This is a genomic window from Stenotrophomonas sp. STEN022, from assembly GCF_056760155.1.
The window spans coordinates 1-8,214 of the sequence record NZ_JBRREG010000144.1; the positions used below are offsets into that span (position 1 = coordinate 1).

Genomic DNA, 8,214 nt, shown 5'->3' on the forward strand with positions numbered 1-8,214 from the left:
TCACCGCCTGTATGCGCAAATACCTGACCAGGCTCAATGCCATGAAGCGTGACAACGCACCTTGGGCAGCCGGTATAGCCGAAGGCGCTCAAGACAGTTGACTCCTACAAATGCAGCCGCAACATGCCTGCCTCATGAAAAGGGCGCCTTGCGGCGCCCTTTTGCTTACTTGCGGCGCTGTGCCGGCACGAAGACTTCGTTGACCGCGGCTGCCAGCTGATCCGGCGGCAACAGGCCCTGGTCGAGCAGGAAGTTGTTGAACGCCAGGCGGTCGAACTTGTCGCCCAAGGCCAGCTCGGTCTGCATGCGCAGTTCCATGATGCGGGTGTAGCCGTAGAAGTAGCTGCAGGCTTGGCCCGGCGAGCGCACCGTGTAGCGGTCCAGTTCCTGCGTGGTCATCGCCTCGGACAGGCCCACGCCTTCCACCAGCACCTTGCGGGCGCGCTCGCGATCGGTCTGGCCCAGGTTGAGCGCGGGGTCGAGCATGGCGCGCGCCGCACGCAGCAGACGGAACTGCAGCGCGATCATCTGCCCGTCCAGCGGCTCGAACGGCACCATCTCGGCCTCGGCATACAAGGCCCAGCCTTCAACATTCACCGAGTTGAACGCGAACATGGTGCGCGCCAGCGAGATGCCGCGCTCCACCATCGCCGCAAACTGCAGGTCGTGGCCCGGGCGACCTTCGTGCGCACTCAGCGTCCATGCCGCCGAACCGAAGTTGAAGTCGTCGTACTGCGCCTTCTCGCCCGAGGCCGGGTTGCCCAGCGGCAGCACGAAGGTACCCTGCTGGCCGGTGTTGCCGACCAGCGGTGCCGGCAGGTAATGCGGTGCTGGCGAGGCGGCACTTTCAGCTTCACTGCCAAGGCGCATCTGCAGCGGACGCTGCGGCACGTCGACGATGCCCTGCTTGTGGATGATCGGATCGATCGCATCGATAACGCCGCGGTAGTGCGATTCCAGCTGGTCGTTGCCGATCTTGTCCTGCTTCAGCGCGCGGATAACCGCGACATAGTCGGTGTTGTCGGCAACCTTCAGACCCTTGGCCTGCACCACCAGCGGTGCCAGCTGGCGCATCATCGCGCGGGTTTCCATGTACTCGAGCTGGGCACGCTGCATCAGCAGGGCCGGATCGATGTCCACGCCCACTTCCTTGAGCTGGAAGGCATACAACTCGGCCGGCAAGCGGTTGTCGGTGCGCGCCTTGGGCAGCACCTCCTTGCTGGTCCAGGCGATGTAGTCCTTCATCTGCGTGGACAGCTCGGCCAGCGAGGCATCGGCGCCGTCGATCTTGTACTTGGCGAACAGCTTGCCGATGCCGGCGATGTAGGTGTCGACATTGGCCAGCGCCTGATCCACTTCGATCTTGGTCGGCTGCAGCAGGTTGGGCGTGCCGCTCTTTTCCTCGTAACGCTGCCGCGCCAGGGTGGCCAGCGGCTGCGTACCCGGCGCCTTGCCGAGGTAGGCGTTGAGGCGGTCCAGCGCCTTGGCCCGGCGCGCTTCCGGCACCTGGTCGGACAACAGGCCGTTGATGCCGCCGAACACGGTCTGCGGCACATCCACCCACGGCATCAGGTGCTGTTCGTTGAGGGTGCTGCTTTCGATATTGCGCTCGGCGGCACCGATCATGATCTCCAGGTCCTGGCGCAGATTGGGATCGCGCTCGACCTGCAGCTTCTCGCGCAACTGGTCGCGCGCCTTGTTCATGGCGGCGCGGTAGCGGCCGGTGTTGTCCGCGCGCAGATCGACGACCTTGTCGTCATAACCGGGCACGCCGAAGAAGCTGGTCAACTCCGGCTGGAACGGCGCCTGCGCCTGCAGCAGGATCTGCGCCAGCTCATTGCTGCGCGCAACCCAGGCCGGGGCAGCGGGGGTTGTCTTGGTCGTTGCCGGTGCGGCTGCAGTCGCGGTGAGCGGCAGCGGGGCGGCAAGGGCGAGCGCGACGGCGAGGACGAGAGGCTTCATGGACAGCTCCGTAAGGGATGGGCTGACCGTACGCAGTCGCTGCCGGGGCGGCAAGGGTAGGAAGTGGGGGTGGGGGATTGCTGGAGCAAAAGCTGACCCCTCCCCAACCCTCCCCTTGGCCTTTGGCCAAAGGGAGGGGGCTGAGCTTTGCTCCCTCCCTTTCGCGCAGCGAAGGGGAGGGTTGGGGAGGGGTGCCTTTTGGCTTTGGCTTGCAACCACCCTCACCCACAAATCAAAACAACAACACTCCTCAGGGCTTCAAACACCGTCCAAGGAAGTTCTCGGCCACCCGGTAACGGTGCAGCGCATCCGCCCCAGACAACCCATGCTTGGCGCCCGGATAGGTCATCAACTCGAACGGCTGCCCACGCTGCTGCAGCGCGCTCATCAGGGCGGTCGAATTGGAGAACAGCACGTTGTCATCGGCCATGCCGTGGATCAGCAGCAGCGGCGAGGTCAGCCCGGCGATGTGCGTCAGCACGCGCGCTTCGCGGTAACCATCAACATTGGCCGCCGGCAGGTTCATGTAGCGCTCGGTGTAATGGGTGTCGTACAGGCCCCAATCGGTGACCGGCGCGCCAGCCACGCCACAGGCGTACTGGTCCGATGCCTTGGCCAGCAGCATCAGCGTCATGTAGCCGCCGTTGGACCAGCCCTGCACGCCGATGCGGCTGCCATCCACCCACGGCTGCGACTTCAGCCACTCCACGCCCTTGAGCTGGTCGGCCACTTCCACCGTGCCCTGCACGCCGTACAGCGCCCCGCCGAAATCACGGCCACGACGCGGCGTGCCACGGTTGTCCAGCGAGAACACCACATAGCCGCGCTGGGCCAGGTACTGGTTGAACAGGTGATCGCCACGGCCGGGCCAGCTGTCGGTCACGGTCTGCGAGGCCGGGCCGCCGTACACGTAGACGGCAACCGGATACTTCTTCGCCGGGTCGAAGCCTTCCGGCTTGATCACGCTGTAATTCAGCGGCGTCTTGCCATCGGCAGCGGTCAGCGTGCCGTATTCAACCGGACGCTGTGCGTCGCGGTACTTGGCATAGGGGTGCTTGGCGTCGGCCAGGTTGTTCTCCAGCAATGTGGCGATCTTTTCGCCATTGGCCCGGAACAACTCGATCTGCGGCGGCGTGGTGCTGTTGGACCAGCTGTCCACATAGACGCTGGCGTTCTTGGCGAACGCGGCGCTGTGCATGCCGGCGGTCTTCGACAGTTTGGTCGGCGTGCCGCCGGCCAGCGGCACGGAATAGATTTCGCTGCGCAGCGCGGAGTCGACACCGGCACGGAAGTAGACAGTGCCGGCTTCTTCATCGACGGCCAGCAGTTCGTCCACCGGCCAGTTGCCCGAGGTCAGGGCCGTCTGCATGCGGCCATCGGCGCTGGAGACATACAGATGCTGGAAGCCGCTGCGTTCGGACGACCACAGGAAGCGACCATCCTTGAGGAACTTCAGGCTGTTGTGCAGCGGCACCCAGGTCTTGCTGGTCTCGGTGAGCAGCAGCTGTTGCTTGCCGTCGACCAGGTTGGCTTCGATCAGCTCCAGCGTGTGCTGGTCGCGGCTCTGGCGCTGGAAGCTCAGATGCTGGCCGTCGCGCCATTTGACGCGGGTCAGGTAGATATCGGTCTGCTTGCCCAGGTCCACCCAGTTGACCGCCGCATCAGCGCGCGGCGCGATCACGCCAAGGGTGACCAGCACGTTGTGGTCGCCGGCCGCCGGGTAACGCTGCTCGACCATCTCCACACGGTCGGCATACATCTCATAGCGCTTCTGCACCGGCACCGGCGATTCGTCGATGCGGGCGAAGGCAATGGCCGAGTCGTCCGGTGCCCACCAGTAACCGGTGTGGCGGTCCATTTCCTCGTCGGCGACGAATTCGGCCACACCGTTGCCGATGGTGGCGCTGCCGTCGCGGGTCAGCTGCAGCTGCTTGCCGCTGGCCAGGTCGATGACCCACAGGTTGCGCTCGCGCACGAAGCTGACGAAGCCGCCCTTGGGCGAGAGCTTGGCGTCGGTACTGAAGCCTTCACCGTTGGTGAGCTTGCGCACCGCAGCGCTGCCCTGCTTGCCTAGGTCGTAGAGATAGAGCTCGCCCCCCAACGGGAACAGCAAGGTCTTCGCATCCGGCGACCACTGGTAATCGACGATGCCACTGAAGGCGGCGATGCGCTGGCGCTCGCGGCGGGCCTTTTCGGCATCGCTCAGGGTTTCGGTGCCGGGCAGCACCACCTTGGAATCCACCAGCAGCCGGGTCTGGCCGCTGGCGATGTCGTATTCCCACAGATCCAGCTGCTTGACGTCGCTGTCCTTGCCACGCAGGAAGGTAACCCGCGAACCATCCGGCGCCACCTTGGGCTTCATCAACGTGGGGCCGGACAGGGGCGCCTTGCCGGTGATGGCTTCGAGGGTGAGCTTTTCGGCGTGGACAGCGGGAGTGGCTAGGATCATGGCAAGGGCTAGAAACAAGGGACGCATGGTTTACCTGTCAGAACAGCACGGATCCGGCCATCCTAGCCGAGCCCTGCCCGTACTGCCCCTGCCTTCAGTCAGTCGCGCTTTCCGAACAGCAGGCGCTTCTCCTCGTCACTGAGCGGCTGGCCGGCCTGCGGATTGACCGTCGGCCCGACCGCATAGGCGCGCTGGGTGGCCGGACGTTCGGCGATGGCCTGGTGCCAGCGGCGCAGGTGCGGGAAGGCATCGAAGTCCACCGGCAGCTTGGCGTAGGCGCCAATCCACGGATAGCTGGCCATGTCCGCGATGCCGTACTCGTCGCCGCCCAGATAGGCCGACTCGGACAAGCGCTTGTCCATCACCCGGTGCAGGCGTCGCACCTCGCTGTCATAGCGCTCGATGGCGTAGGGAATGCGTTCGGGAGCGTAGACGTTGAAGTGGCCCATCTGCCCGCTCATCGGGCCCAGCCCGCCCATTTGCCAGAACAGCCATTCCAGGGTGGCGGCACGGCCACGCAGGTCGGCTGGGATGAAACGGCCGGTCTTCTCGGCCAGATACAGCAGGATGGCGCCGGACTCGAACACGCTCAGCGGCGCACCGCCGTCGGCCGGGGCATGGTCGACGATGGCCGGCATCTTGTTGTTCGGCGAGATGGCGAGGAACTCCGGCAGGAACTGGTCGCCCTTGCCGATGTTGACCGGGTGCACGCGGTACTCCAGCCCCGCCTCCTCCAGGAACAAGGTGATCTTGTGGCCATTGGGGGTGGGCCAGTAATAAAGGTCGATCATGAATACGCCTCGGCAGAGCCATCCTCAGGGGTCTCTACGGTAGCCGCTTGGCAGCCTTCCGGGCGACCGGTAACCTCCCCTGTTTCCGCAACGCACCATCCTTCCCAATGTCTGAACACAAACCGCTGAGCCCGCTCTCGTCCCTGATCTTCGCCTCGCGCTGGCTGCAGCTGCCGCTGTACCTGGGCCTGATCATTGCCCAGTGCGTCTACGTATTCCTGTTCGGCAAGGAGCTGCTGCACCTGGTCACCGATGCGCGAGGCCTGACCGAGCAGAAGATCATGCTGATCGTGCTGGGCCTGATCGACGTGGTGATGATCTCCAACTTGTTGATCATGGTGATCGTCGGCGGCTATGAGACCTTCGTCTCGCGCCTGCGCCTGCAGGGCCATCCGGACCAGCCGGAGTGGCTGAGCCACGTCAACGCCTCGGTGCTGAAGGTGAAGCTGGCGATGGCGATCATCGGCATTTCCTCGATCCACCTGCTCAAGACCTTCATCGAAGCCGGCCAGCTCGGCATGCCGTTGTGCACCCCGGAACTGATCGCGCTGAAGTCACCCTGCACTACCTTCACCCGCGACGGAGTGTTGTGGCAGACCATCATCCATTGCGTGTTCATCCTGTCGGCCATTGGCATCGCCTGGACCGACAAGCTGATGTCCGGCAGCCACACCAAACCGGCGGCCAACGCGCACTGAGCAACAACAGGGATGGGCGCCACATCATGTGACGCCCGTCACTTTTTCATTTCAGCGTCATCTTCGACCGCCGCATACCTTGCCGGCGATGCTAGATTCGCGCTTCACTGCTGATGGGTACGGCATCGGGAAATGCCGCCACCATGCCGCCGTCAAGGCAAACGCAGTCCACGTTCGTCGATTCAAGGGGATGTTTGATGTCGCACGTCATGAGTAAAGGCAAGCTGCGCCTGTTGGCGCCCGTTGTCCTGTTGAGCACGCTGGTCGCCTGTTCCGGCAAGGATGAAACCGCCGCTCCGGCTGCTGCACCGGCCTCGCCCGCCGCAGCGGCACCCGCCGCACCGGTGGTTGCCGACAAGGTCCAGGCCATGGACACCCAGCAGCTGCGCGATCTGGCCAGCGCCGCACTGCGCGACAACCGCATGTACGCGCCGGCTGGCGACAACGCCATGGAGTACTACTTGGCGCTGCGCGACAAACTGCCCAACGACGCCTCGATCAAGAGCGCGCTGACAGATCTGCAGCCCTATACCTTGATTGCCGCCGAGCAGGCCCTTAGCCGCGAGGACTTCTCCGAAACCCAGCGCCTGATCGCACTGGTGGAAAAGGTAGACCCGACCGCGCCGGCGCTGCCGCGCCTGAAGCAGGGTGTCACCGGCAGCATGCAGGTTGCCGAACGCCGCACCGTGGAAGAAGCCGACAAGGCCAAGAAGGACGCCGAGACCCGCGCCAAGCAGCAGGTCGAGCAGCAGCGCCTGGCCCAGCAGCAGGCCGCCGAAGCCACCGCCGCGCAGCAGCTGGCAGCAAAGCAGGAAGCCGCGCGCAAGGACAGCGAGCGTCAGGAAGCCGAGCGCCAGGCCGCTACCCGCCGCGAAGCCGAGCAGCGCAGCGCGGCGCAGGCCGCCGCCCAGCAGGCAGCAGCGCCCAAGCCGGCAGCAGCGCCGGCGCTGCGTGCGGTAAGTACCCCGGCCCCGCGCTACCCGGCCGACGCACTGCGTTCGGGCACCTCGGGCGAAGTACTGGTGGAATTGAGCATCGGCACCGACGGCTCGGTCACCGATGCCCGCGTGCTGCGCGCCAACCCGGCACGCGTGTTCGACCGCGAGGCCTTGAATGCGGTGAGGCGCTGGAAGTTCGAGCCGATCAACAGCCCGACCACCACCCGTCGCACCTTGGCGTTTGCGCCGAACAAGTAAGCGGTTCTGGTTTTGGTAGTGCCGAGCCATGCTCGGCAGAAGCCTTTACCTGTAGTGCCGAGCCATGCTCGGCAGAGGCCTTACCGGTAGAGCCCCATGCTGAGCATGGCTCGGCTCTACAGCAGCGTAGCCCGACCGCTTGGGACTTGCTCCCAAACAGCGCCACCTCCGAACTCTTTCATTCAACCAATCGCTACCCGATCATCCACCCAACGGCGCAGCCGGCAAGCAGGGATCAGCGAATGAAGACTTGGGCGGGCATGGCACTGCTGCTGATGCCGGCAATTGCGTTGGCGGAACCCCCCAGCGGCGTACAGATACAGCGCTGGCTCGCCAACAGCGGGCAATCCGTGTTCGTCGTTGACCGCAGCAACCCGGTATTCAAGACCACGGACAATGCCAACCCTTATGCAGTATTTGCGCAGTTGGATCCTGATCGCCCAATACTCAGCTTCGACTCCAGCACCGCACTGCCGTTCCACAGCCGCAGCAGGGAGCCCGGCTACCTGCTGGAAGCAGACGGCCCCGGCGGTCGAAACTTCTCGGCGCGTGTACTGATTGTTTTTCCGCAGCGTAGCCTGGTGTGCGAGCACACCGGCTTCGGTCACATCCGATCCATCCTGGATCTGGACAACAACGGCGGTTCCGAGATCGTGCTCGAAAGCATCGCCTCCGGTGGCGGCAGCATCAGCGGCAGGCGCTACCTTGCGCAGTTTGACGGGTGCCTGGCCAAGCTCATCCGCAGCATCGATTTTGATGACAACGAAGGCACCTGGGGCACGCGCAGCTACCGCTACTACCGTCATGCCAGCGAATGGCATTTCGTCGACCTTGATGGCGACGGTGTTATTGACCTCAGCGAAACACGGGTAAGTCACGAGGGCCGCAATGGGCGCTCGCCAATCATGAGCCGGCAGGTGTTCCGCTATGTTTTCGAGGATGGGCAATTCGTCCGGCATGTACCAACGACCCGGCGCTGAGCAACGCAAAGGCCCGGAGTGATCCGGGCCTTTGCTGTTTCGGGTAGTGGGGGGGGGGGGGCGGGGGGGGCGGGCGCGCGCGGGGGCCCACCGCCGCCACGAGCCGCGCCCACACGCACCGACCGCCCAGGGCGCCGC

6 protein-coding genes are annotated in these 8,214 nt (G+C 64.7%); 3 read left to right on the plus strand and 3 right to left on the minus strand.

Translation table 11 applies throughout. The features are described from left to right. Positions 1–165: 165 nt before the first annotated feature. From ACVOMF_RS19775 to ACVOMF_RS19785, 3 genes are all read right to left on the minus strand, one after another. Entirely contained in the window at positions 166–1,962 is a 1,797-nt protein-coding gene (locus ACVOMF_RS19775) for a DUF885 domain-containing protein (RefSeq protein ID WP_481510785.1), read from the minus strand. A gap of 250 nt (positions 1,963–2,212) precedes the next feature. Further along, positions 2,213–4,438 carry a S9 family peptidase gene (locus ACVOMF_RS19780; RefSeq protein ID WP_481510786.1) on the minus strand — a complete coding sequence of 742 codons (2,226 nt, stop codon included), beginning with the start codon at positions 4,436–4,438 and terminating at the stop codon, positions 2,213–2,215. A 71-nt stretch (positions 4,439–4,509) separates the two neighbouring features. Further along, positions 4,510–5,202: a glutathione binding-like protein gene (locus ACVOMF_RS19785; RefSeq protein WP_481510787.1), complete on the minus strand. Its 693-nt coding sequence runs from the start codon at positions 5,200–5,202 to the stop codon at positions 4,510–4,512. A gap of 107 nt (positions 5,203–5,309) precedes the next feature. On the opposite strand from ACVOMF_RS19785, the gene ACVOMF_RS19790 reads away from it, so the two are divergent. From ACVOMF_RS19790 to ACVOMF_RS19800, 3 genes are all read left to right on the plus strand, one after another. Then, complete coding sequence (locus tag ACVOMF_RS19790; protein ID WP_481510788.1) at positions 5,310–5,900, plus strand: TIGR00645 family protein; 591 nt, start codon at positions 5,310–5,312, stop codon at positions 5,898–5,900. Between the two features lie 197 nt (positions 5,901–6,097). Beyond that, complete coding sequence (locus tag ACVOMF_RS19795; RefSeq protein WP_481510789.1) at positions 6,098–7,096, plus strand: energy transducer TonB; 999 nt, start codon at positions 6,098–6,100, stop codon at positions 7,094–7,096. 242 nt (positions 7,097–7,338) lie between these two features. Beyond that, positions 7,339–8,076 (plus strand): hypothetical protein, encoded by a 738-nt coding sequence (locus tag ACVOMF_RS19800; RefSeq protein WP_481510790.1) that lies wholly within the window; start codon positions 7,339–7,341, stop codon positions 8,074–8,076. Positions 8,077–8,214: the final 138 nt, after the last annotated feature.